22 protein-coding genes and 1 riboswitch are annotated in these 25,404 nt (G+C 46.8%); of the genes, 21 read left to right on the top strand and 1 reads right to left on the bottom strand.

Annotated features, from left to right (window positions below; all coding sequences use genetic code 11):
• Positions 1 to 9 precede the first annotated feature (9 nt).
• From pfkA to ptsP, 17 genes are all read left to right on the top strand, one after another.
• The gene (gene pfkA / locus H525_RS0108900; protein ID WP_027415921.1) at positions 10 to 969 is read left to right on the top strand and encodes a 6-phosphofructokinase; all 960 of its coding nucleotides are present in this window, start codon (positions 10 to 12) and stop codon (positions 967 to 969) included.
• Between the two features lie 82 nt (positions 970 to 1,051).
• Complete coding sequence (locus H525_RS23400; protein ID WP_035100459.1) at positions 1,052 to 2,371, top strand: glucose-6-phosphate isomerase; 1,320 nt, start codon at positions 1,052 to 1,054, stop codon at positions 2,369 to 2,371.
• A 128-nt stretch (positions 2,372 to 2,499) separates the two neighbouring features.
• A complete protein-coding gene (locus H525_RS0108890; protein WP_027415920.1) occupies positions 2,500 to 3,573 on the top strand; it encodes a PucR family transcriptional regulator in 1,074 nt (357 codons plus the stop codon).
• An 89-nt stretch (positions 3,574 to 3,662) separates the two neighbouring features.
• Positions 3,663 to 4,775 carry an ABC transporter ATP-binding protein gene (locus tag H525_RS0108885; RefSeq protein WP_027415919.1) on the top strand — a complete coding sequence of 371 codons (1,113 nt, stop codon included), beginning with the start codon at positions 3,663 to 3,665 and terminating at the stop codon, positions 4,773 to 4,775.
• Between the two features lie 735 nt (positions 4,776 to 5,510).
• On the top strand, positions 5,511 to 6,383 hold the full coding sequence (galU, locus tag H525_RS0108875; protein ID WP_027415918.1) for a UTP--glucose-1-phosphate uridylyltransferase GalU: 873 nt from the start codon (positions 5,511 to 5,513) through the stop codon (positions 6,381 to 6,383).
• A 154-nt stretch (positions 6,384 to 6,537) separates the two neighbouring features.
• Positions 6,538 to 7,518, top strand: coding sequence for a galactose-1-phosphate uridylyltransferase (gene galT / locus H525_RS0108870; RefSeq protein ID WP_027415917.1), 981 nt, complete (start codon positions 6,538 to 6,540; stop codon positions 7,516 to 7,518).
• Between the two features lie 2 nt (positions 7,519 to 7,520).
• Complete coding sequence (locus H525_RS0108865) at positions 7,521 to 8,708, top strand: galactokinase (protein ID WP_027415916.1); 1,188 nt, start codon at positions 7,521 to 7,523, stop codon at positions 8,706 to 8,708.
• Positions 8,696 to 9,685, top strand: a complete 990-nt coding sequence (gene galE / locus H525_RS0108860; RefSeq protein WP_027415915.1) for a UDP-glucose 4-epimerase GalE — start codon at positions 8,696 to 8,698, stop codon at positions 9,683 to 9,685. Before H525_RS0108865 ends, galE begins: the two co-directional genes overlap by 13 nt.
• Before the next feature lie 26 nt (positions 9,686 to 9,711).
• A complete protein-coding gene (locus tag H525_RS0108855) occupies positions 9,712 to 10,827 on the top strand; it encodes a M24 family metallopeptidase (protein ID WP_027415914.1) in 1,116 nt (371 codons plus the stop codon).
• Positions 10,828 to 10,857: 30 nt separating this feature from the next.
• A complete protein-coding gene (locus H525_RS0108850; protein WP_027415913.1) occupies positions 10,858 to 12,084 on the top strand; it encodes an ROK family transcriptional regulator in 1,227 nt (408 codons plus the stop codon).
• A gap of 110 nt (positions 12,085 to 12,194) precedes the next feature.
• Positions 12,195 to 13,811 carry a sodium:solute symporter family protein gene (locus tag H525_RS0108845; protein WP_027415912.1) on the top strand — a complete coding sequence of 539 codons (1,617 nt, stop codon included), beginning with the start codon at positions 12,195 to 12,197 and terminating at the stop codon, positions 13,809 to 13,811.
• A gap of 12 nt (positions 13,812 to 13,823) precedes the next feature.
• A complete protein-coding gene (locus tag H525_RS23390) occupies positions 13,824 to 14,072 on the top strand; it encodes a hypothetical protein (protein WP_051330917.1) in 249 nt (82 codons plus the stop codon).
• A gap of 201 nt (positions 14,073 to 14,273) precedes the next feature.
• Positions 14,274 to 16,016, top strand: coding sequence for a phospho-sugar mutase (locus tag H525_RS0108835; protein ID WP_027415911.1), 1,743 nt, complete (start codon positions 14,274 to 14,276; stop codon positions 16,014 to 16,016).
• Between the two features lie 151 nt (positions 16,017 to 16,167).
• Positions 16,168 to 17,028 carry a glucose PTS transporter transcription antiterminator GlcT gene (glcT, locus tag H525_RS0108830; RefSeq protein ID WP_027415910.1) on the top strand — a complete coding sequence of 287 codons (861 nt, stop codon included), beginning with the start codon at positions 16,168 to 16,170 and terminating at the stop codon, positions 17,026 to 17,028.
• 138 nt (positions 17,029 to 17,166) lie between these two features.
• A complete protein-coding gene (gene ptsG, locus H525_RS0108825; RefSeq protein ID WP_027415909.1) occupies positions 17,167 to 19,116 on the top strand; it encodes a glucose-specific PTS transporter subunit IIBC in 1,950 nt (649 codons plus the stop codon).
• Between the two features lie 19 nt (positions 19,117 to 19,135).
• Positions 19,136 to 19,393 (top strand): HPr family phosphocarrier protein, encoded by a 258-nt coding sequence (locus tag H525_RS0108820; protein WP_027415908.1) that lies wholly within the window; start codon positions 19,136 to 19,138, stop codon positions 19,391 to 19,393.
• A gap of 24 nt (positions 19,394 to 19,417) precedes the next feature.
• Complete coding sequence (gene ptsP / locus H525_RS0108815) at positions 19,418 to 21,154, top strand: phosphoenolpyruvate--protein phosphotransferase (RefSeq protein WP_027415907.1); 1,737 nt, start codon at positions 19,418 to 19,420, stop codon at positions 21,152 to 21,154.
• 172 nt (positions 21,155 to 21,326) lie between these two features.
• Here the strand turns inward: ptsP and H525_RS28955 are convergent, their stop codons facing one another.
• Positions 21,327 to 21,503: a hypothetical protein gene (locus H525_RS28955; RefSeq protein WP_155837202.1), complete on the bottom strand. Its 177-nt coding sequence runs from the start codon at positions 21,501 to 21,503 to the stop codon at positions 21,327 to 21,329.
• 358 nt (positions 21,504 to 21,861) lie between these two features.
• A riboswitch (cyclic di-AMP (ydaO/yuaA leader) is annotated at positions 21,862 to 21,994 on the top strand.
• Between the two features lies 1 nt (position 21,995).
• Between H525_RS28955 and H525_RS0108805 the strand changes: the two genes are divergently transcribed.
• The 4 genes from H525_RS0108805 (at position 21,996) to H525_RS0108790 (ending at position 25,344) form a co-directional block, all read left to right on the top strand.
• Complete coding sequence (locus H525_RS0108805; RefSeq protein ID WP_027415906.1) at positions 21,996 to 22,454, top strand: C40 family peptidase; 459 nt, start codon at positions 21,996 to 21,998, stop codon at positions 22,452 to 22,454.
• A gap of 179 nt (positions 22,455 to 22,633) precedes the next feature.
• Entirely contained in the window at positions 22,634 to 23,410 is a 777-nt protein-coding gene (locus H525_RS0108800) for a GDSL-type esterase/lipase family protein (RefSeq protein WP_027415905.1), read from the top strand.
• Positions 23,411 to 23,423: 13 nt separating this feature from the next.
• The gene (locus H525_RS0108795) at positions 23,424 to 24,359 is read left to right on the top strand and encodes an ABC transporter ATP-binding protein (protein WP_027415904.1); all 936 of its coding nucleotides are present in this window, start codon (positions 23,424 to 23,426) and stop codon (positions 24,357 to 24,359) included.
• A complete protein-coding gene (locus H525_RS0108790) occupies positions 24,352 to 25,344 on the top strand; it encodes an ABC transporter permease (RefSeq protein ID WP_027415903.1) in 993 nt (330 codons plus the stop codon). The genes H525_RS0108795 and H525_RS0108790 overlap by 8 nt, the downstream gene beginning before the upstream one ends.
• Positions 25,345 to 25,404 lie beyond the last annotated feature (60 nt).

Here is a 25,404-nt window from a genome sequence, read left to right as displayed (position 1 = left end):
TGATTGGAAATGCGTAAAATAGCGGTTCTCACAAGCGGGGGAGACTCTCCGGGAATGAATGCGGCCATTCGTGCGGTTGTTCGCCGGGGGCTTTCGATCGATATGGAAGTATACGGGGTATACTATGGCTATAGCGGATTAATGACGGGAAATATTAAAGCAATGAATGCCGGAAGTGTTGGAGATATTATCCACCGCGGAGGCACCATTCTGCATACAGCCCGTTGTCTTGAGTTTAAAACGGACGAAGGTCAGCTTCAAGCGATCGAACAGTTGAAACAACACGGGATAGAAGGGCTTGTAGTGATCGGGGGAGACGGCTCGTTTCGCGGGGCGCAGAAACTTTCCGAGAAAGGCTTCCCAACCATCGGAATTCCGGGTACCATCGACAATGACATTCCGGGTACCGAAGTAACACTGGGCTTTGATACAGCCGTCAATACTGTTATTGAAGCCGTCGATAAAATCCGGGACACCGCTACATCGCATGAGCGTACATATGTCGTTGAAGTAATGGGACGCCATCGTGGCGATATTGCCCTGTGGGCAGGGCTTACAGCCGGGGCGGAATCAATCATTATTCCCGAGGTAGAACTCGATATGGACGATGTATTGAAGCGACTGGTGGAAGCAAGCAACCGCGGGAAAAAACACAGCATTATCATGGTTGCGGAAGGTGTGTGCCCGGCTGCGGAAATTGGGAAAATCATTGAAGAAAAACTTGGGTTTGATACGCGTGTAACCGTTCTTGGTCATGTGCAGCGGGGAGGCTCGCCATCAGCCTGTGACCGCATGTTAGGCAGCCGGCTCGGGGCCAAAGCGGTTGATCTGCTTCACGAGGGGCAGGCGGGCAAAATGGTTGGCATGCAGAACAACCGGATAGTGGCGGTTGATTTCGATGAGGTATTTAACGGCAAGCTGCCGGTGGATTTAAACATGATTGAATTAAGCAAGAGTCTATCCTTCTAAAATTATTGTCAGCAAAACGTTTGGTGACACCCGATACTGCCCAATGGGTAAGATACAGACGAAACAAGGAGGCTAACCATTCATGACGAAGAAAGAAATTACGTTGGACTATAGCAAGGCAACCGGTTTTTTCGCTCCGCACGAACTGGAATACATAGCGCCGAAAGTTCAGCTTGCTCACGATATGCTGCACAATGGCACCGGAGCAGGCAGTGAATATACAGGCTGGCTGGATTGGCCCTTGGCGTATGATAAAGAAGAGTTCGCCCGCATTAAAGCGGTGAGCCGGAAAATCAGGGAAAAAGCCGAGGCTTTTGTCGTTATCGGCATTGGCGGCTCCTACCTTGGAGCCCGGTCGGCAGTTGAACTGCTTCAGCCCACTTTTTACAACCAGCTGCCAAGGGAAAAACGCAAGGGACCGGCCGTTTACTTTGTCGGCAACAATATTAGTTCGGCCTACATTGCCGAGGTATTAGACCTTGTCAAAGATAAAGATTTGTATATCAATGTGATCTCCAAATCCGGGACCACGCTTGAGCCGGCTCTGGCGTTCCGTATTTTCCGCAATTTAATTGAGGAACGCTACGGGAAAGAAGGGGCAAGAGAACGGATCATTACCACAACGGATAAAGCAAAAGGCGTGCTGAAAGGGCTAGCCGATGATGAAGGATATGAAACGTTTGTTGTACCGGATGAAGTAGGCGGCCGTTTCTCTGTCCTCACAGCGGTTGGTCTGCTTCCAATCGCCGTAAGCGGAGTTGATATTGACGAGATTATGACAGGGGCAGCCCACGGGTACGAACGCTACAAAGAACAGGATTTGACCAAAAATCCGGCGTACCAGTACGCGGCGATCCGCAATATCTTATACAGTAAAGGTAAAACCATCGAACTCCTTGTAAATTACGAAGCTTCTCTTATCTATTTCTCCGAATGGTGGAAGCAACTGTTTGGTGAGAGTGAAGGGAAAGATAACAAAGGCCTTTATCCTGCGAGTGTGAATTTTACAACGGATCTTCATTCAGTTGGCCAGTTTATTCAGGATGGGAGCCGGGTTATGTTTAATACCACACTTTGGGTAGAAAAACCGACGGCCGATATCAACGTCCCGGCTCTGAAAGAAGATATTGACGGCCTTAATTACCTTGTCGGTAAAACGATCCATAATGTAAATGAGAAGGCGGCGGAAGGGACAATTCTTGCCCATACCGAAGGCGGCGTGCCGAATCTCCGCGTAAACATTCCTGAAATCACACCTTATTACTACGGCCAACTCGTTTACTTCTTTGAGAAGGCGTGCGGTATCAGTGCTTACTTGCTCGGGGTCAATCCGTTTGACCAGCCCGGTGTGGAAGCCTACAAAAAAAATATGTTTGCCCTGCTTGGCAAGCCTGGCAAATAATGAAAAAATCCAAAAACCCTTCCTGAAACAAAACAAGGAAGGGTTTTTCTGGTGGAATCGGGAAAAATCAAATGCTTGTGGTAAAATAATCGTATATTCATTTAGTACTGCCGACGGGAAGTGAAAAAATGAACAGACCCGACAGTCAGTTGAACGGGCTTGTCTCCTATATGCAAACATTGCTTGCCGCCCCTGTTACACTCGTCACTCTTCCGCTATCGGTGGCGGAGAGACGGGCAGAGGCGGAGGGAACCGCTTGGTTTGTCTCATTGCCAACAGGAGAAAATATAGCATTAAAAATTGAAGCCCATCTTACCGAGCGTGAAAAACGCCTGGTGTCCGGCATCGTTATTCAGCAGGTCAGGCAGATAGGCAGCGTTGTTGAGCGGGATCATGCCTGGTTAAAACGCGCATTAGAAAACCGGCGCCAGGGGATTGCCTTACCTCCTTACAAGGTGGATGAGAATAGCGCGTTCAACGGGGAAAATGTCTATTTCCCGTTTCTGATAAACGCTGAGCTTCCTGAGGAAGCGAAAGGGTTTATCGGCGCTTACTATGAGCGCGACGTTCTTTTTTTCTCTTTTTTGTCCTCCTCCGGTACGACTTCCTATGCAGGCCTGCTTGTTCCAGTGTCTGAGGAAGAGGCAGCCGGCCAAGTGGAGGAATCCGTTGAAGAAATCATCGAACAGTGGACGGTCGGTCTGCAGCTCTTGCTGGAGGAAGAACTCGGTCTGCGTTTATCAACTGCGGGATATTATCCTGTCGCCTCACCGGAAGATTGGGTGCTCGCGTTTATGGAAATGGCGGGGGAGTACGAAGCTTATGAAGCCTTCTATCAAAGCGGTACAGCGTCTCAGAAAATGTATGTACCGTGGAAGTATCCGCTCGAAAAACTTCTATCACTTCTCACAAAAGAAGAAGGCAGGAAGTTTATTCAAACGTACGGTGCTGAACAGGAAGCACTCAGGCAATTCCTGCACGATAAAGAGGGTTCTCTGACAATGGCCGCATTCTTTGAGCAAAATCTAAATGTAAGTGAAACGGCCAGGCATCTGCACATTCACCGGAATACCCTGCAGTACAGGCTGGATAAAATAAAGGCGTTGACCGGATTAGACCCGAAAAGATTCGAAGAAGCGATATTGGCAAAAATCCTCCTTATCTTGCTGGAACAGGATACGGATGTACAATCTGATCAGTAGGTTCCTGTCTTTTTTGTATAGGATGCCCACTGGTTTCCTGCTCTGATTACGCTTACACTATAAAAAAAGCATCCGAGGAGGTTTCCTTTATGGCAGGGTTAAGTCTGAAGAATATTAATAAACACTACGGTGATGTAGCCGTTGTAGATGACCTTAATCTGGAAATTAAAGATAAAGAATTTATTGTACTTGTCGGACCGTCCGGCTGCGGAAAATCCACGACACTGCGAATGATCGCCGGGCTTGAAGAAATTTCCGGGGGTGATTTGTATATTGGGGATCGCCGGGTCAATGATGTGGCGCCGAAGGACCGCGACATAGCGATGGTATTTCAGAGCTACGCATTATACCCGCATATGAATGTTTACGAAAACATGGCGTTTGGTTTAAAACTGCGTAAAGTAAGCAAAAGTGAAATTGATAAACGCGTCCGGGATGCGGCGCGTATCCTTGACCTGGAGCATTTGCTCGACCGCAAACCGAAGGCCCTTTCCGGCGGGCAGCGGCAGCGGGTGGCGCTCGGCCGTGCCATCGTGCGGGAACCGCAGGTTTTCCTGATGGATGAACCTCTTTCCAATCTGGATGCCAAACTGCGAGTGCAGATGAGAACAGAGATCGGCAAGCTTCAAAAGCGTTTAGAAACCACTACGATTTATGTAACCCACGATCAAACGGAAGCTATGACGATGGGTGATCGAATTGTCGTTATGAAAGGTGGAGTCATTCAGCAGGTGGCTACGCCGTCCGAAATTTATGACCACCCGAAGAATATGTTTGTTGCGGGATTTATCGGTTCTCCGGCCATGAACTTTATCAATGGTATCCTTAAAGAAGAAAATGGAGAAATCGTTATTTCTACACCGCAATCGCATGTTGTCATCCCGGGCGGGCTCGCCAAAAAAGTGCGGGATGCGGGTTATGTTGGCAAAGCTGTCGTCCTTGGCATCCGTCCCGAAGATATCCATGATGAACCGCTGTTTATCGAGGCTTCCCCTAACAGCACCTTTGAAGCTGTTATCGAGGTAGCGGAAAACATGGGGTCAGAGATGTACCTGTATTTTACGGCATTCGGTAGCGAGAAGCTGCTGACGGCGCGCGTGGATGCCCGTTCCAGCCTTCGTTCAGGCGCGAAAATCACGCTCGCGCTCGATATGAACAAAATTCATCTGTTTGATAAAGATACCGAGATCGCGCTTTTCTAACCGCGCGAAACTATGAAAAATAGCCCGTAACCACTTTAAAACTATAAAGTGAGACGGAGTCGCGTTTGTTGAAAAGCAAAGTTTTTTATCCGGACTTCCTTTGTTTGAAGATCGCAGGCCTTTAAACGCAGTTGAATTAGAAAATTATAGGGTGTTTATCGGTATCAGTCTCAGAAATGATATTGCCGCTTCCTATACCGACTGTTGACAGAAATTGTTCTTTTGGTGGTCATGATCGAAAACGGGTGGATGGAGCAGATTCCGCTTGCACCCGACCGTAAAAAGTTATGGAAAGCCTTCTCTGGAGTATTGCCCTGCCCGGTTTTGACAAATTTTGAATGGAAGATATGTAAAGGGTTTTGTGTTTATTTTTTTAGAATTTCTGATCAATGTTCGAGCCAATCTGAATAGAGCCATCGTTGCAAGCTTCTATGGGGATATTCAATCCGCAATTCGTGTAACAGATTATCAATGGCAGATGTTCTACCCGTGTCTCTATACATTTGCGATGTGGGATGCCTATCGAAATTCGGCCGGAGAGCCCTCTCCCTTTTCTTATCTTCCATTTCCTTGAAGGGCCGGTCACAGAAAAAACGTTGGCAGATGAAATTAAATCACTTATTACTGATTGAAATTACAATGGATTGACAACCGGGCATCCAATTTGTATCGTAAAGGAGACGAGTCGCACTCGTCCCCTTTACTGTGTCTTTACCAATGAAAGGAGAGTGTGAAATGAAAATTAAAAAAGCTGTGATCCCTGCCGCCGGACTGGGAACCCGTTTTCTCCCGGCAACGAAAGCGCAGCCGAAGGAAATGCTCCCGATTGTTGACAAACCTGTTATCCAGTACATCGTGGAGGAAGCAGTCGCATCGGGGATTGAAGATATTATGATTGTCACCGGCCGCAATAAGCGGGCGATTGAGGACCATTTTGATAAAAGCTTTGAACTTGAGACCAATCTCCGGAATAAAGGAAATGAGAGTCAGCTTGAAGTGGTAGAAAACATTTCCCATCTCGCCAATGTTTTTTACATTCGCCAGCGCGAACCGTTGGGTCTTGGAGACGCCATTGCCTGTGCGCGGCCGTTTATTTGTGGCGAACCATTTGCTGTACTGCTGGGCGATGATTTGATAAAAGGGGACACCCCGTGTTTGAAGCAGATGCTTGAACTGTACGAGAAAGAGGAAAAATCGCTGGTGGCGGTGCAGGAGGTAGAACCGGAGGAGACGAGAAACTACGGAATTATTGCAGGGGAGAAAAAGATCGAACGGCTGTATGATATTTCTTATGTAGTAGAAAAACCGAAAGAAAACCCGCCAACCAACCGTGCGATTATTGGCCGCTATATATTTGAACCCGAAGTATTTGAACTTTTAAAAGAAGCGCCCTGTGAGCAGGGAATAGAGCTGGATTTGTCCTATGCGCTGAACCGGCTGGCAGAACAGAACAAGCTGCTGGGCTATCAATTCAACGGAACCCGCTATGATGCCGGTAATAAACTTGGATTCCTTAAGGCAACCGTCGAGTTTGCTTTAGAACGTGAGGACATAGGCCCGCTTTTTAAAGCATATTTGTGTAAGCAGGCTGAAAAGTTGAGGAATTAAGCGAAAAAAAGATTGCAAAAAAAAATAGGGGAGAGTATGATTAACTTAATTAATTTATTTAATTAAGTTAGATGCAAGCTGGTAGCATGCAGTGACACACGTGGTGTCACCCATTGTGGTATAGCTATCCAGCAAAAAGTAAGGAGGGAGAAAGTTGGCTGAATTACGCTATAATCCATTACTGGATGATTGGACCATGGTTGCTTCCCACCGGACGAACCGGCCGACGATGCCAAAGGATTTTTGCCCCTTTTGCCCCGGCTCCGGAAAAGTTCCGGACGATTATACGGTGTATAAATATGATAATGACTTTCCCGCGTTAATGCCCGAACCTCCGGAACCCGACGAGGTGGGGTCCGACCTATACCGGACAAAAAAATCGTACGGGAAATGCGAGGTCATCCTGTATTCTCCGAATCATACAGCAACACTTCCCGAACTTTCTGTTCCGCATATTGAACAATTGATAAATTTATGGACGGAACGCTTCAATGAGTTGCGTAGAGATCCGAAAAATAAATATATTATGATTTTCGAAAATCGTGGAGAAGAATGCGGGGTAACGATGCCGCATCCGCACGGCCAGATTTATGCGTATTCGCAGATGCCGCTAAAAATTCGCACTGAGCTTACAAACTGTAAGAACCACCACGACCAAACTGGACACTGCCTGATTTGCGACATGAACCGGGAAGAGCAGAATTTCAAGCAGCGCGTGATTTTTGAAAACGAACATTTCATTGCCTACATTCCGTTCTTTACCGATTATCCCTACGGCTTGTTTATCGTTAGTAAAAATCATAAAACAGCTTTGCCGGACTTTACAATGGAAGAAAAAAAAAGCCTTGCGGAAATGTTAAAGGTAATGACAGGCGCTATGGATACTCTGTTTGACCGCCTGTTTCCGTATATGATGGTTCTCCACCAGCGGCCAGTGAACAGTGAAGATGTGGACGATTATTACCACTTCCATATTGAGTTTTATCCACCGCTGCGTGAAGCCAATAAAATTAAATACAACGCTTCCTCGGAAACGGGTGCATGGGCCGCCTGTAATCCGAAAGCGGTAGAGCAAACATCCGCGAAACTTCGCGAAGCGTACCAGCGATATTTAAAAAATAAGGTCGGGGATTAACTATGAAAGACTATACTAAATGGCTTCATGAGTTTCATAATATATTTGATACATCAGGCGAAGAGATCCGTTTGTTTTTTGCACCGGGACGAGTGAATCTAATCGGCGAGCACACGGATTACACGGGCGGCTATGTATTCCCGGCCGCGCTGTCCTATGGAACATGGGCGTTTGCCCGAGCGCGCCGGGACGGTTTGTTTCGCTTTGCTTCCACAGGCTTTTCCACTCGTACAGAATGTTTTGTAAACGATTTAGTTTATCGTACGGAGGATGACTGGACCAACTATCCGAAAGGAATGGCTCGCCAGTTTATTGAACGGGGCATCGGTTTAAACGGGGCTGACATGCTGTTCCACGGCAACATACCGAACGGTGCCGGATTATCCTCCTCCGCTTCCATTGAATTGGTTACAGGGGTCGCGCTCGCTTCAATCGAACAGGCAGAAATCCCGACGGTTGAACTGGTGAAGATGGCTCAACGGGCGGAAAACACGTTTATTGGTGTGAACTGTGGGATTATGGACCAGTTTGCGGTCGGCATGGGCCGAATGGGACAGGCAATGCTCTTAAAGTGTGATACGCTCCAGTATCGTTATGTTCCGCTCGAACTGGGCGTGTACAATCTGGTGATTACTAATTCAAATAAACGGCGCGGCCTTGCCGACTCCAAATATAATGAACGCCGTTCGGAATGCGAAGCGGGGTTTGCCGCCATCCTGCCGTATACCGATGCCGCCTCTCTAGGGGACATTTCCATAGAAACATGGCGAAAAGTGCAGCATCACATTACGGATGAGACGATACGCCGCCGTGTAGAGCATGTCGTAACGGAAAACGCGCGCGTTCTCTCTTCCATGGAGGCACTTCAGAATGGGGATTTAATTGAATTCGGCGAACGAATGAAGCAGTCCCATATCTCGCTGAGGGATTTGTTTGAAGTAACGGGTGCGCACCTGGACGTTCTCTTCGATAGTCAGCGGCAAATCGAAGGCTGTATTGGAACCCGAATGACGGGCGCCGGTTTCGGAGGATGTACGGTAAGTCTGGTTCATCGCGAATCGATTGATCATTTTAAACAGACAGTGACTGTGCAATATAAAACGAAAACAGGGCTGACACCAACCTTTTACACGTGTGATGTAGGTGCCGGTGCCCGTGAGATAAAAGAGGTGGAAATATGTCAATTCTAGTTACAGGTGGTGCCGGTTACATAGGCAGTCATACGGTTGCGGAATTGCTTTCACGTAGGGAGGATGTGATCGTAGTTGACAACCTGCAGAAAGGCCATGAGCAGGCGGTGCTGGCACCAACATTTTATGACGGAGACATTCGAAAACGGGAGCTTCTCGACCGCATCTTCCAGGAAAATGAAATTGAAGCGGTGATTCACTTTGCCGCGGATTCGCTTGTTGGAGAAAGCGTGCAGGTGCCGCTAAAATATTACGATAATAATGTGATTGCCGCTCATACCCTGCTGACCAAAATGGTGGAATACAACGTGAAAAACATTGTCTTTTCTTCCACCGCAGCCACATATGGGGAACCGAAACGAGTGCCGATCATGGAGACGGATCCGACAGAGCCTACGAGTCCTTACGGGGAAACCAAACTTGCGATTGAAAAAATGCTCAAATGGTGCGATGTGGCTTACGGATTGAAAAGTATAGCGCTCCGTTATTTCAATGTCGCCGGCGCTCACCCCGATGGGCATATCGGGGAAGACCATACGCCAGAAAGCCACTTAATTCCGATTATTCTTCAGGTTGCGCTCGGGCAGCGGGAATCGATTGCGGTCTTCGGAGATGACTATCCTACAGAAGACGGAACGTGCATCCGCGACTACATCCATGTTATGGACCTGGCAAACGCGCACTGGCTCGCACTTGAACGGCTGCGCCGAACAAAGGAAAGCGGCATTTACAATCTTGGAAACGGCACCGGCTTTTCTGTCAAGCAAGTGATCGATACGGCCCGCAGGGTAACAGGTCATCCAATACCGGCGGTAGTATCCGAACGGCGTGCTGGAGATCCGGCCGTATTGATTGCTGCCTATGAGAAGGCGCAGGCGGAACTTGAATGGAAGCAGCGGTATAACAGCTTGGACGAAATTATTGAGAGCGCCTGGAATTGGCATAAGCACCACCCGCACGGTTACGCGAAAGAATAGCATCTGAGAATATAGGGGGAGAGGGAATGGCAGCACTGGCGAACGTAAATCAGCGTATTGAAAAAGTTCGCATTCTTATGGGCGAAGAGCAGCTCGACGGTGTGCTGCTCCGCAAACGGCGGAGTTTTTCATGGCTTACCGATGGTCAGGTTAACTGCATTGTCAATACTACGGAAAATGGAGTGGCTGACCTGCTTGTCACGAAAGATACTGTATATTGTATTACCACAAAAATGGAAGCCGCCCGCGTTGCAGAGGAGGAGCTGACAGGCCTCGAATTTGAAATGGCCGCTTCAGAGTGGGTGGACGGGACTGGATCCGTGATCCACACGTTATGCGGCGGAAAAGTGATCGGCACGGATGTGCCTCCCGTACTTGTCACCGGGCTTACCGGCGGAATCGATATCAGCCGGAAACTGGCAGAATTGTCGTATGTATTATCCGATGACGAAATGAATCGCTATCGCCGGCTATCTCTAGCTGCCGCAAAGGCAATTGAAGCGACAGGCCGGGAGATTGAGCCGGGGATGACGGAATATGAGATCCGGAGCCTCCTGGCTTCGAAAATTCTGCCGCAAGGAATTAATCCGCAGGTTATCTTGGTGGCAACGGACGAGAGAATTTTTAAATACCGTCATCCGATTCCAACGGACAAGAAACTGTCCAATTATGTCATGCTTGTGCTTTGTGCGGAGAAGTGGGGGCTGGTGGCGAATGCCACACGCTTTGTTCATTTTGGCCCGCTTCCGGCTGAAATCCAAGAAAACAGCCGCAAAGTCTCCCGCATCGATTTAGCGATGAATCTTGCGACCCGTCCCGGTGTGCTGATTAAAGACGTGTTTCAAAGAGGAATTGAAACGTATGCTGAAGTTGGCTATGCGGAAGACTGGCGCTATTTGCATCAGGGCGGTCCAACGGGCTATGAATCGCGAGAATTTCTCGCTACACCTGCAAGTGAAGGGGTGGTTCAACTGCATCAGGCGTTTGCTTGGAATCCTGCCATCAGGGGAATTAAATCAGAGGATACCATCCTTGTATTGGAAGACGGAAATGAATTTATGACCCACACCGGAGAATGGGAGTACATTATTCTTGAAGAGAACGGCCAACTATACAAGAGGCCGGGGATTCTCGTCAGGTAGCAGAAGATTGAGAGGCTGGAGGAATCAAACATGACACAAATCCAGGTTGGAAGTTTCCAGTGGATGAAATCCATGAACAAGTCAACTATTCTTAATGTAATACGGCTTCATGGGCCGATTTCGCGCGCTGAAATCGCTAAAATCACCCGTCTTACCGCGCCTACGGTAACCAACATTGTTGGGGAACTTCTTGAGTCGGGGCTTGTTGTCGAAAGTAATCTCGGAGAATCTACTGGTGGGCGTAAGCCGATCATGCTGCGCATCAATTCCTCCGCCTTTTATATTATTGGGGTGTATGCGGGCGCCAAAAAAATAAACGCCGTTATTGCTACCCTCGACGGACATGTTGTGTATTATACCGAGACGAAAGTTCCGGCCGGAGTTGACGTGGAAGGATACGTAGGGCTTTTGAAAAAAAGCATCCATTCCGCGATCGAGGGCACCAAAAATCCCGTACAATCGTTTGTTGGCATCGGCATCGGGATGCATGGGTTGGTTGACCCTGAGAAAGGGATCTCTATTTTTGCCCCGAATTTGAATCTGGCCAACATCCCTGTGAAAACGGAGCTAGAAAAAGAATTTATGCTCCCGGTTGAAATCGAAAATGATGTACGTGCGATTGCGCTCGGCGAGAGCTGGTTTGGACAGGGACAGGGAATCGCCAATTTTATTTGCGTAAATGTCGGCACAGGGGTCGGAGCAGGCATCATTCTTGACCACCATCTGTACCACGGCGCATCCTATACCGCAGGAGAAATCGGCCATACGACGATTGATATCCACGGGCCTAAATGCAGCTGTGGAAACTATGGTTGTCTGGAAACTCTGACGTCAGGTCCTGCTATCGTTAAGCGGATACAGAAGGCGATTCGCATCGGCAAACAAACGGTGGTGGAAGAGTATGTAAAGGGTGACCTGGATGCGATAACAGGTGAAATGGTGGCGAACGCTGCTGCACAGGGAGATACGGTAGCGATAGAAGTGCTTGCCGATACCGGCCGATACCTCGGAATTGGGATTGCCAACCTGATCAATACGTTTAATCCGTCGCGTATTATTTTAAGCGGGGGAGTTTCACGTGCGGGTGATTTCGTGTTGCAGCCGCTGAAAGAAACGGTAGAGCATCGTTCGCTTGCGGTTCCGGCAAAATCGGTTACCATCGTGAAATCCGAACTTGGTCCTCATGCGATAGCAGTAGGTGCAGTTACGCTCGTATTGCATAAGTTATTCACACCTCAGGGAGTGACAGAAGTTTAATATCGCTGTTCCTCTGGATGATCAGATACTTGATTTATTTAATAAAGTTAGTAAAAAAACAGCAATTACAATCCGCTTTGAAAATCCATTAAAACCGAGGGGAATGAAAAATGACACACGCTTTATTTACCGCAACGTTTGTTGACTATCTCATTATTGCCATTTATTTCATTTTTGTAATAGGAATCGGGTTCCTTTTGAAGAACCAGGCAAATACAGGAGAAGACTTCTTTCTGTCCGGTCGCTCCATTCCGGCGTGGATTACAGGGCTTGCGTTTCTTTCCGCTAATTTAGGCGCGCTTGAAGTGTTGGGAATGGCCGCCAGCGGTGCTGAATACGGGATGCTGACCGGGCACTTTTACTGGTTAGGTGCAATTCCGGCTATGCTTTTTCTAGGTATTTATATGATGCCATTCTACTATGTTTCCAAGGTTCGCTCTGTGCCTGAGTATTTAAAAGTTCGCTATAACGAAGCAACGCGCGCGGTTAATGCGATATCATTCGCTTTTATGACCGTTCTGATGTCGGGAATTAGTTTATATTCCATGGGGTTAATCTTTCAGGTATTAATGGGCTGGTCTCTAACAACTAGTGTTATAATATCAGCTGCAGTTGTTTTATTGTACGTAGGAATGGGAGGGCTTACATCCTCAATCTACAATGAAGTCATTCAGTTTTTTTTAATCTGGACTGGGCTTTTGCTGGTTCCTATTCTCGGATTAAAAGAATTAGGCGGATGGCAAGGAATGATGAATCGTCTTCCTCAAAGCTTTGGGCATTTGTGGGCCAATCTTGGTTCGGCAAGCCACAATTCTATGGGCATTGAATGGGTTGGTATTATTCTTGGGCTAGGCTTTGTTCTATCTTTTGGTTATTGGACAACTGACTTTCTCGTTGTACAGCGAACGTTGGCTGCCCGTAATCTAAGAGCTGCGCAAAATACCCCTATTTATGCGGCCTATTTCAAAATGTTCGTTCCTCTTCTTGTTATTGTACCCGGCCTCATTGCGGCCGCGATCTATCCGGCTATAGGAAAAACAGGAGGACCGAGTTACAATTTAGCGCTTCCACTTCTGATTGAGCGCTACTATCCGCCGGGTCTCATGGGTCTTGGGCTAACGGCTATGCTCGCCAGTTTTATGAGCGGAATGGCGGGTAACGTTACAGCGTTTACAACGGTTTGGACCTATGATATCTACCAGGCGTATATCAATAAAAATGCTACAGATAAACATTATGTTGCGATGGGGCGCTGGTCTGTTGTTGTGGGAGTATTGATCAGTATTGCAACCGCTTATATGGCGGCAGATTTTCCAAGCGTAATGGATTATATGCAAACGTTGTTTTCGTTCTTTAATGCCCCGCTCTTTGCCACTTTCTTGCTCGGGATGTTCTGGAAGAAGGCGACACCGTGGGGTGGTTTCTGGGGTCTTATTACCGGAATTGTAGGCGCTTTCTTACTGTATGCACTTATTCCTGCTTCCTATTATGCCAGCCCGCAGGCGGGGAATTTCTGGCGCGCGTGGTGGGCATGGGTTATTACGGTTATTGTTACGATTGGTGTTAGTTTATTTACAAAGCCGAAGAAGCTGGAAGAACTGGCCGGTGTCGTGTACGGATTAACCAAGCGCCCGAATTATGCAAGCATGTCGTGGTATAAGCGCCCTGGTTATCTCGCATTTGTTGCTGCTGTCATTTTAATTGCCATCAATGCATGGTTATGGTAAGGGGGAATTTCCATGGAAAAGAACAAGACAAAGTGGTTTGATTTACGTTTCCTGGTTGGTATATTGTTTACCATTTATGGAGTCATTCTTATTGTCTATGGAGCCGTAGCTAATCCTCAATCAAAAATTAAACAAGTCGGGAACCTTGACTTGTGGTGGGGAATCGTTACTCTTGTATTTGGATTAACGTTTTGGCTTATTTCCCGTAGACCACAGACGGCTAAAAAAAAGCTGGATGCAGATTATGGGGAATCCATTTGAAGCCTCGAGATGGAAGGAACCGGCGAAGTTAAATAATTTATGTTCAAGTCATTCCTGATGTTTTTGGGATGGTTTCTTTACTTCTTTTAAAATAAAATAAAATAGGGGACAAAACAAAGTAAAATAAATCATATACTAATAAAGTTTCTTCAATAATTGGTAAGAAACAAAGGGTTCCTACTATAAACAGGGGGGAATAACATGAACTGGAAAACACAATGGAAACGGTGGATAGAACACCCTTCTCTCCATGCTGAAATGAAACAGGCCCTGGAAAAGCTACAGGGTGATGAAAAAATACTGGAGGATTGCTTTTATAAAAACCTGGAGTTTGGCACTGGGGGCCTGCGAGGTGAAATTGGGCCGGGTACAAATCGCATGAACATCTATACGGTTCGTAAAGCGTCGGAAGGATTGGCGCGTTACATTGAGTCACAGGGTGAGGAGGCGAAAAACCGCGGGGTCGCCATCGCGTATGATGTGCGCCACAAATCGCTCGAATTCGCCCGGGAAGCGGCGCGTACTCTCGGCAGACATGGAATTCGCACATATTTATTTGACGAACTGCGCCCTACCCCTGTACTGTCGTTCGCCGTACGACACTTGCATGCGTACGCGGGCATTGTCATTACGGCCAGCCATAATCCTCCTGAGTATAACGGGTACAAAGTCTACGGTCCGGACGGCGGACAGCTCCCGCCTCAGGCGGCTAATGAAGTGATTCACTATGTTAATGGTATTGAAGATGAACTGTCAATAGAGGTTGCCGATGAAGACGCTCTTAAAGCCTCTGGGATATTAACCATCATCGGTGATGAAGTGGACCGGACATACATAGAACAGGTGAAAAATATTTGCATGAATCCGTCCCTTATTCAGCAAATGGCGGATGACGTGAAAATTGTATTCACCCCGCTTCACGGTACTTCGAACAAACCGGTGCGGGCCGCTCTTGATGCGGCAGGCTTTACCAATGTAACGATCGTTAAGGAACAGGAACGTCCGGACCCTAATTTTTCAACTGTGAAATCCCCCAATCCTGAAGAGCATGCCGCCTTTGAACTGGCCATCCGTTATGGAAAAGAAACCGACGCCGATTTGCTTCTTGGCTGCGATCCGGATGCCGATCGGATGGGAGTGGCGGTTAAAAATCATCAGGGGGAATATGTCGTTTTGACCGGAAATCAAACCGGTGCCCTGATGCTCCATTACCTGCTTTCGCAGCATAAAGAACAGGGAACGCTTCCAGACAATGGCGTCGTTGTAAAAACGATTGTAACGTCTGAAATCGGGCGTGCCATTGCCGGGCGTTTCGGTATCGATACCATTGATACGCTAACTGGATTTAAATTTATCGGCGAGAAAATTAATGAATTTGAAACAACCGGGGAACATCGCTTTTTATTTGGGTATGAAGAAAGCTACGGGTATTTAATTGGAGACTTCGTACGGGACAAAGATGCTGTGCAGGCGTGTCTTATGGCTGCAGAGGTGGCGGCTTACTATAAATCACGGGGGATGTCGCTTTACGACGGATTGCATGAAATATTTGAAACATACGGCTTTTACCTGGAAAGCCTTGAATCACTCACTTTAAAAGGGCAGGAAGGAATCAAGCAGATTGAAGCGGTGCTGCAGCAATTCCGTATGAAACCATTGCAGCAAGCTGCGGGCAGGAAGGTTGTGCTTATCGAGGATTATAAAACCGGAGTGCGTAAAAATCTTGCGGGGGCAGCGAACGAGACCATTCAGCTGCCGCCATCCGACGTGCTGAAATTCATTCTTGAAGACGGATCGTGGTTCTGCCTTAGGCCATCGGGAACGGAACCGAAATTAAAGTTTTACTTCGGTGTTCGGGAGGATTCGTTGGAAAAGAGTAAGAACCTTCTGGCTGCCCTGCAAACGGAAGCAATGGAAAATGTTCAACGCATAATAAAGAGCTAGTCGACGAAAATGTTTTCAAAGGTGATAGTCACTTCGCCCTTCCCGCGTGGAAAAGGTAGCGGATAAGGGCTTATCGCCTTTTTTTTGCTTGATTTCTAGCGGCAGAACATGTATCTTTATATAGTCTACGGAGAAAAGGGTGAATCAAGCAATGAATACGGGAAAGCGTTACCAGATAAAAAGAGTTCTGAATAACAACTCGTTATTAGCCCTCGACGAAAGGCGAACCGAGGTCATCCTGCTCGGAAAAGGAATCGGGTTTGAGAAGAAAAAGGGAGACAGCATTTTATTTAATGAAGCCGTTGAAAAAGTGTTTGTACCTTCTTCAGAAGACAACCGTGAAAAGATGGTCCGGATTTTTGCCGAAACAGATGAGGAAGTTATTCGGATCATAAATGAGTTTATTGAGTATGTTGAGAAAGCGGTTAACAAGAAGTTTTCCGAACAATTTATTGTGACACTCATCGATCACATTTCTTTTGCGATTAAGCGTCTGGGACAGGGTGTCAATATTGATAATCCATTCCTTCATGAGGTGCGCAGCTTGTATGCGTATGAATATAAGATTGCTGAAGAAGGAATAAGGAAAATTGAAAAACAGCTTCATATGAAAATACCGGATGATGAAATCGGATTTATAACCCTTCACCTTCACAGTTCAAGAACCAACCAGAGCCTTAGTAAGATGAATCGTTTTTCACAGCTTATATCACGCCTGATTTCTGTAGTTGAGAATGAGCTTGATGTCACCATTGATAAAACATCCATTGATTACGCACGATTGATCACGCACCTTCGTTTCGCTGTCGAACGGGCTGAAGCAAAAAAGATGCTTGAAGACAATCACCCTGTAAGTGATTTGTTGCGTAAAGAATATCCCGCGTGCTATAATTTGAGTTGGAAGTTAGTGAAAATCATGCAGAACGAACTGAAAGTAGATATTCCGGAAGCGGAAGTAAGCTATTTAACATTGCACATCCAGCGAATTGTTAGCCATCTCCATATGAAATGATGAACCGTGTGACTGATTCGATCAGGCATGAGTAAATTTCCTGTTATTGCGACATCTTAAGTCGTAACAGGACATTTGCTCATGCCTTTTTTGGTTGATGAACATATATGGAGATGGAAGAGCGGGTGATGATTAGCTATGTTTAAGAAAGCGTTTCAGGTTTTACAGCAGGTTGGACGGGCCTTAATGACGCCGGTCGCCGTACTTCCTGCGGCAGGGCTTCTGCTTCGCTTCGGCGATAAGGATCTGCTCAATATGCCGGTTATTAAAAATGCTGGAGGCGCTATTTTTGATAACATGCCCATTATTTTTGCGGTCGGTGTAGCGATCGGTTTTGCCGGGGGAGACGGAGTCGCCGGTCTTGCCGCAGTGATTGGCTATCTCGTATTGACAACGACACTTGATAATATGGGGAAATTCCTGCATTTGCAGCCACCCTATCAAGGGGCGGAACACCTTATTAATATGGGGGTGTTTGGCGGAATTATTATTGGCCTTACGGCAGCCATTCTGTATAAACGCTTCTTTAACATTCAACTTCATCCTGTTCTCGGTTTTTTTGCCGGAAAACGTTTTGTGCCAATTATAACAGCGTTTACTTCCCTATTGCTGGGTGTTGTCTTTGCCTTTGTTTGGCCGCCGATTCAGCATGGAATTGACGCCGCCAGTACTTGGGTTATGAACTCAACCGCGGGCCCGTTCTTCTTTGGGTTTATTCAGCGCTTGCTTATTCCGTTTGGTCTGCACCATATTTTTCAAACGCCGTTCTATTTCACAATGGGTCAATTTATCGATCCGTCAACAGGCAAGGTGGTTACGGGGGATATGGCTCGTTTCTTTGCCGGAGATAAAACGGCAGGCCGGTTTATGGCCGGTCTCTTCCCCTACATGATTTTCGGCCTTCCGGCTGCCGCTCTGGCGATGATTCATGAAGCTCGTCCGGAACGGAGAAAGGCGGTATCAGGTATTCTGGTATCCGCCGGCCTGACTTCCATGTTAACAGGGATTACAGAACCGGTTGAATTTTCTTTTCTTTTTGTAGCCCCTGTTCTTTTCTTCATCCATGCCTTATTAGCCGGCCTGTCTTTTACGATTCTTGACATTTTCGGAGTAAGAGACGGGTACACGTTCTCTGGTGGTCTCATCGACTATGTGTTGAACTACGGGTTATCGACAAGAGGCTGGATTATTATTCCCGTAGGGCTTGTGTTCGGTTTGGTCTACTACTTCATGTTTCGTTTTGCGATTCGCAAGTGGGATTTGAAAACGCCCGGGCGTGAATCCGACGAGGAAGTAAACACACAGAACAAACCAGCGCAAGCAGGCAGCCAGGCGGCCGGTATTCTTGAGGCTCTCGGTGGTAAAGAAAACCTGACGGCGCTTGATGCCTGTATCACTCGTTTGCGTGTGAGCGTTGCCGACCCGAAAAAAGTCGATAAAAACCGGTTGAAAGGGTTAGGTGCGACAGGCGTACTGGAAATGGGCAACAACTTTCAGGCGATATACGGGACTCAATCGGATGCCATTAAAGAGCAGATAAAGGCACTGATGGAAGGGGCTAAACCGGCGGAAGCACAGGAAGCTGCCGTTCAAAAGGAAGTGCCGGCCGGTGCCCCTGTAGCGATAGCGGGAACGGAATATATTGTAGCGCCGCTATCGGGGAAAGTTATCGACATTACACAGGTGCCTGATCAAGTATTTGCTGGTAAAATGATGGGGGATGGATTTGCGATAAGACCGGTGGAAGGCAAAGTCGTCTCTCCGGTTAAAGGCAAGATTATCAATGCTTTTCCTACCAAACACGCCCTTGGCATTCTTTCTGATACAGGCCTGGAAATCCTTATTCATGTAGGGATTGATACGGTGAACCTCAAAGGGCAGGGTTTTAAATTGCTTATCGAAGAGAACCAGCGTGTTGAAATAGGGACACCCCTGCTCCATGTTGATCTTGCTTACATTGAAGCAAATGCAAAATCAACCATCACCCCTGTCGTTTTTACAAATCTGAAAGCCAACCAATCCGTAACCGTAACGAATTGCCAGGTCATTGCCGGACAAACCGAAGTAGCTACGGTTCAAACAAAGTAATTGAAGGAGGAATTTTATCATGGAAAAAGTATTTACAGTAAAAAATCCGTCGGGTCTGCATGCAAGACCGGCCACTATGCTGGTGCAGAAAGCAAGTTCATTCCCCTGTGAAGTCACGATTTCGAAAGGTGACAAACATGTTAACGCGAAGAGCATTATGGGTGTGATGTCGCTTGGCATCAGACAGGGAGAACAGTTAACGGTAACCACGAAAGGTGAGCAAGAAGAAGAAGCCCTAAAAGCAATGGGTGAAATTATCGAAACTGTTTTTGAATGATAAGAGGGAGTTGACTTACTCATTATGGAATGGAAGGGAATTGCCGCGGCCTCTGGTTATGCCATGGGACCTGCCTTCCTTTTAGAGGAAGAAAAAGTCGCGGTTCAAAAACAAACACTCAGTCCCGATCAGGTTGGTGCAGAAGTCGAACGGTTTGACAGCAAAGTAACACAGGCCATTCAAGAGCTTGAAGTGATTAAAGAAAAAGCCCGTAAAAAACTCGGGGATGAAGAAGCGGAAATTTTTTCGGCCCATATCCTTGTATTGAATGACCCGGAGTATATTGGAGCTGTACGGGAAAAAATAACAAATGAGTACATTAATGCGGAGGCAGCGCTGCAGGAAGTAACGGATAACTTCATTGCTATTTTTGAAAGTATGGACAATGAATACATGCGGGAACGTGCCGCTGATATTCGTGATGTGAGCAGCCGTGTCCTGCATCGTCTTGCAGGCATTGAAGAAAAATCGCTTGACGATGTTTCAGAACCGGTCGTTATGATTGCCCATGACTTAACGCCTTCCGATACCGCTCAATTAAACCGTGATAAAGTCGCAGGATTTGCTACAAATATAGGCGGAAGAACGTCCCATTCAGCCATTATGGCCCGCTCAATGGAAATTCCTGCGGTTGTCGGGTTAAAGAACATTGTGGAGCAGGTAAAAACGGGCGACTACGTGGTTGTGGACGGTTCGCAAGGAGTTGTGCATGTTAATCCGGACGAAGTCACGGTTGCTTCCTATAAGGAAAAACAGCGCCATTTTGCAGCAAGGCAGGCTGAACTAAACAAGCTGAAGGACGCCCATTCTGTAACAGCGGACGGCCACCGGGTCGAGTTGGTTTCCAACATCGGTAATCCGCTTGACGCAGTTGGCGCTAAAAAGAATGGGGCGGAAGGGATAGGTCTTTATCGTACCGAGTTTTTGTATATGGGCAGAAACGAGTTTCCTTCGGAAGAAGAACAGTTTGAAGCTTATAAATCAGTAGCCGAGATGTTTGATAAGGAAAGCCCCGTCGTCATCCGTTCTCTGGATATTGGCGGGGATAAAGAGCTTCCTTATCTGGATTTGCCGAAGGAAATGAATCCGTTCCTCGGGTATCGGGCGATTAGGCTGTGCCTTGACCGCACGGACATTTTTAAAGTGCAGCTGCGGGCCATTTTACGAGCCAGCATATATGGTAATGTGAAATTAATGTATCCAATGATTTCTTCGCTTGCTGAATTGCGTGAGGCAAATAAAGTTTTAGATGAAGTGAAAGATGAACTCACCTCGAAGAACATTCCGTTCAACAGAAACATGGAAGTCGGAATGATGATTGAGATTCCGGCTGCGGCTATCATTGCTGACCAGTTGGCCAAAGAGGTTGATTTCTTCAGCATCGGAACGAATGACTTAATTCAATACACGATGGCCGCGGACAGGATGAATGAGCGCGTTTCATACTTATATCAACCGTTTAATCCGGCCGTCCTGCGCCTGATAAACATGGTGATCCAGGCTGCGCATAAAGCCGGCAAATGGGCCGGTATGTGCGGGGAAATGGCAGGCAATTTAACGGCGATTCCGATTCTTCTCGGCATGGGCCTCGATGAATTCAGCATGAGCGCATCTTCCATACTGCCTGCGCGGGCGCTGATGCACAGGTTGAGCCAAAGTGAAGTAAAGCCCCTTGCAGAGCGTGTGCTGCAGATGGAATCAGCCGAGGAAATCGTGCGGTATGTTGAGGAGTCGGTTCCGGCAATTGCTGAACTTATGTAATATCCCAAAAATTTTGTTCATACAAAAAACGGGAGCTCTCTGGCTCCCGTTTTTCATTTCTCCTGGTTAGATGTGTCCTCCGATCGTTTTAACCGGACCATTGAGTGCTTATCGTTCGCTTTTCTGGCGGACTTGTCCGTTTTCTTTATCGTTAAGGAAAGTATATGTTGCTTTACAGTGTTAAAGCAACATATACTTTCTTCCATTGGTCACCTGAGAAAAACTCACGGGGGTGTGCCGAACGTTTCTTTTTCGATGTGGAGCGTGTGGCCGGAAGGTCGATCAGACCGACAATTGTCTCCATCCTTGAGATACCCGGATGTTTTGTCGGGTCCGACCTTCCGGTCACTAAGCGGCCGTTTCGCTTCCCTGCAGAAAAAGGACGAGCGGCAACGCCCGCGAGTTTTTCTCACTTTCCTTATGGTTTCTATTATCGTCATTGTTATTCATCGTTCGATTCCTCCTTCATGCCGGTAAGGCAGTGTGTATACCGCTAGAATACCCGAAAACCGGCCATATAAAACGAAGGAGTCTATCTTATGCATTTCAGAAATAGTTGCATAAAATGACACGGAAATATGTCTAATTTGTGAACGTTCTCCCGGAAAACTATGATTTTTCGGGAAGATTCGATAAAATGAAAGCGTTGTGTAGATGGTTTATTTAAAAAGATAAAAGAAAATGTAGAGGTGTGTCGCTGGCCAAAAAAGATTTACTTGCCGAATCCATATTTTATGGAACGGGGGATATTTATATTTATGGGGTGTATCTGATGTTATCAGAGAGAGACCTTATCCTCTCAACCCGTCAACTAACCTCGTAGGCATGAAGGGAGTAAAAGGTGAAACAAAAGAAGATCATGGCAGTAGTAACAGCAAGTCTGGTGCTTATTGGAGGTTTATTACCTGCAGGGCAAGCTTCCGCATCGGTGCCTGCGAAGAGTCTGGTCAAAAATGCTGAGAAATTAATAGGCACGCCGTACAAGTATGGCGGAACGTCCACAAGTGGATTTGACTGCTCCGGATTTGTGCGGTACGTATTTAATAAACAAAGCATTTCTTTGCCTCGCACGGCAGACCAAATGTACAGATCAAGCGGACATGCCGTTTCACGTTCGGCTTTAAGAGCGGGCGATTTGGTTTTCTTTAAAACGTCAGGATCCGACCAGGTATCTCATGCGGGATTGTACATAGGCAACGGTAAATTTATTCATTCTTCAACAAGTCATGGTGTAGGCATAAGCAGCCTTAATGATCCATACTACTGGGGAAGCCGGTTTGCCGGAGCTAGAAGAATTTAAGTATCCTCCATACCTAAATAAACCATCTCATCTATAATAGAATTACCCGTATTTTGAGAAACTAAACCTATTAATAAAAAGCGTTTATTCTGGATTCAAAAACAGATTGAACGCTTTTTATTTTACTCCGGGATATGTATATAATAAAAACGATACTGCTGGGAAAGTGAGGGTACAACGTGTCCACTCGCATAATGTGGCGAATATTTGGTATCGCCGGATTCCTATTTACGGTTTTGTTAGTCACAGGTTTTTATTTAGGGGTGAAGGGAGTTTCCTATTCGGGTCCGGTCGCTTCGCCCGGAAATGCCATTCCGGAAGCCGGGGAAATTGGCAGCAAAAATAAAATCCTCATTGTTTCTCTCGGAGATTCACTTACGAGAGGAACGGGGGATGAAACAGGCAAAGGGTATGTTGGAAATCTTCAGGATGAATTAAGGAAAAGCTCCAAGCGCCAGGTGTTTGATTACAATCTCGGTATATACGGGTACAGGGCGGAAAACCTGCTCTCTGATTTACAGCATCGTCAGGACATTCGTGCATCCGTGAAAGAAGCGGAAATCATTACGCTGTCCATTGGCGCAAATGATCTTTTCCATGCGAATGAAGAGGAAGTCGACCCTGCTGTTATTAGCAAACGAATCCCGACAGCGATGGGTGCCTTTCAAAAAATTGTTCATGACATCACAGCCATCAATCCAAAAGCAACGCTTTTATATATGGGACTCTATAACCCTTTTGGAGATTTGCCGAACGCGAAACAAAGCAATGCTGTCGTTCAAGCGTGGAATAATCAGGCGGCCCATGTACTCAATCAATATCATGCTGCCGTGATGGTGCCGACAGCTGATATATTTCAATTAGACGTGAAGAAATACCTTTCTAGCGACCATTACCATCCAAATGCGGAAGGGTACAGAAGAATTGGTTTGAGAATGGCACAGGCGCTCGAATAGGAGGGATAGCAGAGTGAAAGGCGAACAGTCTGTTACACTGGAGTTACGTGATGTGAAAAAATCGATTCGTGGAAAAGAGATTATACATGGTATTTCATTTTCTGTCCGCTCGGGTGAAGTATTTGGTTTTCTCGGACCAAACGGCTCCGGGAAGACGACAACGATTCGGATGATGGTCGGATTAATCCGGCCTACAGACGGTTCCGTCAACGTGTGCGGATATGACATTCAGAGGGAACATAATAAAGCGTTGGCCAGAGTCGGTTCGATTGTGGAAAACCCGGAATTATATTCCTATATGACAGGGATGGAGAATTTAGAGCATTTTGCGCGCATGATTCCGGGGGTGACAACCGCAAAAATTGATGAAGTCGTAGAACGTGTGGATTTAACGGAACGGATTCACGATAAGGTAAAGGATTACTCACTTGGAATGCGCCAACGTCTAGGCATCGCCCAGGCGCTGCTCGGAAATCCAAACCTGCTCATTCTGGACGAGCCGACCAATGGGCTTGATCCTCAGGGAATTAAAGAATTACGTGCCTTTATAAGAGAATTAGCGGAAGAAGGAATGAGCGTATTTATTTCCAGCCACCTGCTTAGTGAAATTCAACTCATGTGCGATCGGGTCGCGATCATAAATAAGGGCAGGGTGATTAAGGTGGGAGAGGTTGCAAACCTTCTGGATGAGACGACGGAAAAAACGTTCTGGCATCTCCGGCCTGCAGGCGCAGCCCGTACAATTCTCGCGCGGTATCGTGAGGTCGCCATTCTGGAGGGAGATGACAATGAAGGAGAGTCCATTATTACCCAGAACCCATTTCAGCTGGTTCCACAGATAACGAGCCAGCTTGTTAAGGAAGGGATTGAGGTTTTCTCTATTGAGCGGAGAAAGCCTACGCTTGAAGATTTGTTCCTCCATATCACGGAAGGAGACCGAGATGAGTAGGTTATATTTACTTGTAATGAACGAATGTATAAAAATCCTCCGTAAGAAAAGGCTGCTCGTTGTCTTCATGATTCTTATCGTACTTGTTCCTATTTTTACATATGCACAGTATAGGGTAACTGTGACCAATCAGAAGCATCTGGGAACGACCGATTGGAAGGTCGCGCTGCGCCAGCAGATTAATGATACAACAAACCGGTTAAGCAGCAGCCGGGTTCCCGAAGAGTGGAAACAGTGGATGCGGGTCCGCGTACAGCAGCAGCAATATTATCTCGACCATAATATTAATCCGACTTCGCCAAACGGCGTTACGTTTACACGGGATTTTATGAGCAATGCGGTTACTCTTTTTATTCCGCTGTTGATTGTCATCATTGCCTCTGACCTTGTATCGGGAGAACATACATCGGGAACAATTAAAGTTCTCCTGACGAGGCCGGTAAAAAGGTGGAAAATACTCACAAGCAAATGTATCGCCCTTGCACTGTTCGTATCCGTCATTGTAATCATGACAGGGACTGTAGCCTATCTCATCTCCGGAATGGTGTTCGGTTACGGGGGGTGGAGTTACCCGGTTCTCACAGGTTTTCAAATCACGGGTTCAGAAATTCTAACGCAAAATATTCATGTGCTGCCGCAGTGGCTTTACATTATTATGGAGTACGGGTTATGCTGGTACGCCTGCCTGGCTGTCGCCTGTATCTCCCTTATGGTATCCGTGCTTATCCGCAGCACAGCGGCAGGAATGGGGGTTATGGTCGCTGCGTTGATTGCAGGAACGATACTGACCAATATGGTATCCTCATGGGAGACAGCCAAATATTTTTTTATGGTTAATCTTGAAATTACAGACTATCTCGCAGGAACTCTTCCGCCTATTCCGGGAATGACGCTTGCCTTCTCGGTCATTACACTTGCGGTATGGGCCCTTGCCGCTCTCGTAGTCAGTTATATCGTTTTTATCCGACGGGATGTTCTAAGTTAGAGACAAACACGTATAATAGGTTGTAGAGTTGGATAGTCTAAATGTAAAGAAAAAAGTACC

Origin of the sequence: Aneurinibacillus terranovensis DSM 18919, from assembly GCF_000430625.1 — a bacterium.
Classification (GTDB): Bacteria; Bacillota; Bacilli; order Aneurinibacillales; family Aneurinibacillaceae; genus Aneurinibacillus_B; species Aneurinibacillus_B terranovensis.
Note: the sequence above shows the minus strand (reverse complement) of the source record. Positions and strands in the feature narration are given on the sequence as shown.

Excerpts from the sequence above, each read along its gene's own strand:
- pfkA (WP_027415921.1), top strand. The coding sequence starts at position 10 with ATGCGTAAAATAGCGGTTCTCACAAGCGGGGGAGACTCTCCGGGAATG.
- H525_RS23400 (WP_035100459.1), top strand. The coding sequence starts at position 1,052 with ATGACGAAGAAAGAAATTACGTTGGACTATAGCAAGGCAACCGGTTTT.
- H525_RS0108890 (WP_027415920.1), top strand. The coding sequence starts at position 2,500 with ATGAACAGACCCGACAGTCAGTTGAACGGGCTTGTCTCCTATATGCAA.
- H525_RS0108885 (WP_027415919.1), top strand. The coding sequence starts at position 3,663 with ATGGCAGGGTTAAGTCTGAAGAATATTAATAAACACTACGGTGATGTA.
- galU (WP_027415918.1), top strand. The coding sequence starts at position 5,511 with ATGAAAATTAAAAAAGCTGTGATCCCTGCCGCCGGACTGGGAACCCGT.
- H525_RS0108865 (WP_027415916.1), top strand. The coding sequence starts at position 7,521 with ATGAAAGACTATACTAAATGGCTTCATGAGTTTCATAATATATTTGAT.
- galE (WP_027415915.1), top strand. The coding sequence starts at position 8,696 with ATGTCAATTCTAGTTACAGGTGGTGCCGGTTACATAGGCAGTCATACG.
- H525_RS0108855 (WP_027415914.1), top strand. The coding sequence starts at position 9,712 with ATGGCAGCACTGGCGAACGTAAATCAGCGTATTGAAAAAGTTCGCATT.
- H525_RS0108850 (WP_027415913.1), top strand. The coding sequence starts at position 10,858 with ATGACACAAATCCAGGTTGGAAGTTTCCAGTGGATGAAATCCATGAAC.
- H525_RS0108845 (WP_027415912.1), top strand. The coding sequence starts at position 12,195 with ATGACACACGCTTTATTTACCGCAACGTTTGTTGACTATCTCATTATT.
- H525_RS23390 (WP_051330917.1), top strand. The coding sequence starts at position 13,824 with ATGGAAAAGAACAAGACAAAGTGGTTTGATTTACGTTTCCTGGTTGGT.
- H525_RS0108835 (WP_027415911.1), top strand. The coding sequence starts at position 14,274 with ATGAACTGGAAAACACAATGGAAACGGTGGATAGAACACCCTTCTCTC.
- glcT (WP_027415910.1), top strand. The coding sequence starts at position 16,168 with ATGAATACGGGAAAGCGTTACCAGATAAAAAGAGTTCTGAATAACAAC.
- ptsG (WP_027415909.1), top strand. The coding sequence starts at position 17,167 with ATGTTTAAGAAAGCGTTTCAGGTTTTACAGCAGGTTGGACGGGCCTTA.
- H525_RS0108820 (WP_027415908.1), top strand. The coding sequence starts at position 19,136 with ATGGAAAAAGTATTTACAGTAAAAAATCCGTCGGGTCTGCATGCAAGA.
- ptsP (WP_027415907.1), top strand. The coding sequence starts at position 19,418 with ATGGAATGGAAGGGAATTGCCGCGGCCTCTGGTTATGCCATGGGACCT.
- H525_RS0108790 (WP_027415903.1), top strand. The coding sequence starts at position 24,352 with ATGAGTAGGTTATATTTACTTGTAATGAACGAATGTATAAAAATCCTC.